2 protein-coding genes and 2 pseudogenes are annotated in these 2,090 nt (G+C 65.0%); all 4 read left to right on the top strand.

What is annotated here, in order from left to right:
• Positions 1-153, top strand: a pseudogene (locus tag ACRESD_RS06700) (malonate decarboxylase acyl carrier protein); the annotation flags it as partial.
• On the top strand, positions 146-988 hold the full coding sequence (locus ACRESD_RS06705; RefSeq protein ID WP_431750213.1) for a biotin-independent malonate decarboxylase subunit beta: 843 nt from the start codon (positions 146-148) through the stop codon (positions 986-988). The pseudogene ACRESD_RS06700 and the gene ACRESD_RS06705, both read left to right, overlap by 8 nt.
• Complete coding sequence (mdcE, locus tag ACRESD_RS06710) at positions 985-1,755, top strand: biotin-independent malonate decarboxylase subunit gamma (protein ID WP_431750214.1); 771 nt, start codon at positions 985-987, stop codon at positions 1,753-1,755. The genes ACRESD_RS06705 and mdcE overlap by 4 nt, the downstream gene beginning before the upstream one ends.
• A pseudogene (locus tag ACRESD_RS06715) lies at positions 1,749-2,090 on the top strand (malonate decarboxylase holo-ACP synthase); the annotation flags it as partial. The gene mdcE and the pseudogene ACRESD_RS06715, both read left to right, overlap by 7 nt.

Consider the following 2,090-nt stretch of genomic DNA (forward strand, 5'->3'; position numbering starts at 1 on the left):
GGCGCCGAGCAGCGCTGGCAACACCTGTTCGAGCGGATCTTCCAGGAGCAGACGCCACCGGCGTTGAACATCGATATCCACGATTTCGGCGCGACACCCGGTGTGGTGCGGCTGCGTCTGGAGCAAGGTTTCGAGGAGATCGGTCATGATTGACTTGCTCGCTAAGCACAGCTTCGTTGAATTGGGTGCTCGCCAGCGGAGCAAGGCCCTGTTGGACAGAGGCACCTACCGAGAACTGATCGACCCGTTCCAGCGGGTCATGTCGCCCTGGCTCAGCCGCCAAGGTGTGGTGCCCCAGGCCGACGACGGCGTGGTGATCGCCAAGGGCAGCATCGCCGGAATGCCGGTGTTGATCGCGGCCATTGAAGGCAATTTCCAGGGTGGCAGCCTGGGTGAAGTCGGTGGCGCAAAAATCGCCGGCGCCCTGGAGCTGGCGGCCGAAGACAACCGCAACGGTATTCCCACCCGCGCGGTACTGCTGCTGGAAACCGGTGGCGTGCGCTTGCAGGAGGCCAACCTGGGCCTGGCCGCCATTGCTGACATCCATGCGGCGATTGTCGACCTGCGCCAGTACCAGCCGGTGATCGGCGTGGTGGCGGGCAGCGTCGGTTGCTTTGGCGGTATGTCCATCGCCGCCGGGCTGTGCAGTTACCTCGTCGTTACCCGGGAAGCACGCCTGGGCCTGAACGGCCCGCAAGTGATCGAACAGGAAGCGGGCATTGAGGAATACGACTCCCGCGACCGGCCTTTCATCTGGAGCCTTACCGGTGGCGAGCAGCGCTTCAACAGTGGCTTGGCCGACCGTTACGTGGCCGACGATGTAGGCGAGATTCAGCAGACTGTCAGCGCACTGCTGCAACAAGGTTTGCCCGCTCAACAGCGCAGCCGCCAGGCCGACGACTACCTGGCGCGCCTGGCCGAACTGGATGCCACGGCGCAGATCGATCCAGCGACGGTGCGCGCGCTGTATCAAGGAGAACGCCCATGAGAGGTTTGCAGTGGTTCAACGCATTGAGCGCCGGGGCGACGCCTGTCGAAGGCTTGCCGGCTTCGTTGAGGGTCGCCGACGGTGTCTTGGGCGGACAAGCCGTGCGCTTTATCGCGGTCGTCACTGACCCGCAAAACCGCTTCCCCCGGGCACGCAACGGCGAAGTTGGTTTGCTGGAAGGCTGGGGCCTCGCCAAAGCGGTGGATGACGCCATTGCCCGTGGCGACAAGCGCCCGTTGATCGCCATCGTCGATGTGCCCAGCCAAGCCTACGGCCGCCGTGAGGAAGCCCTGGGTATTCATCAAGCCCTGGCTGCCGCCGCCGACAGCTACGCCCGCGCCCGGCTGGCTGGGCACCCAGTGATTGCTCTGCTGGTGGGCAAGGCGATGTCCGGTGCGTTTCTCGCCCACGGGTATCAAGCCAACCGCCTGATCGCGCTGCGTGACCCGGGCGTGATGGTACACGCCATGGGCAAGGCCTCGGCGGCGCGGGTGACCTTGCGCAGCGTTGAAGAGCTGGAAGCCCTGGCTGCCAGCATTGCGCCCATGGCCTACGACATCGACAGCTATGCCAGCCTTGGCTTGTTGTGGGAAACCTTGTCGGTCAGCCAGATTGAACAGCCCACGGCAGACGATGTGACTCGGGTCAGCAATTGCCTGCTGCACGCCATCAACGATATCACCAGCCCTGATTTAAAAGGACGCCTGGGCGCCACCAACCGCGCCGCTTCCAGCCACGTGCGCCAACTGCTGCGGGAGCAATGGTGAACGCCCACGATTTGCTCTGGGGCATGACCCCGGCGCATCTGCCTGCTGGCGCCCCTGAGTGGGCGGTGGCGGCAGTCGGCACGGTGGTTGTGCGCCGCGCTATCGTTGCCCCGGGGCTTATCGCGGTGGGCGTGCGTGGGCGTGGCCGTGAGCAGCGGTTGGCCGCGATGATGCCGATTGCCGCCGTGCAGCGGCGAGTTGTACCCGAAGCCCTGTGCGACGTTATCTCACCACGGGACTTACCCGCGTTGCAGGCACTCGATCAACTGCGCCCGGCGTTGGCGCCTTTGAACTGGGGCATCAGCGGCAGTGCGGGGTTTGAGTTGGCCACGGGC

This window comes from Pseudomonas sp., assembly GCF_050739995.1.
Lineage (GTDB): Bacteria > Pseudomonadota > Gammaproteobacteria > Pseudomonadales > Pseudomonadaceae > Aquipseudomonas.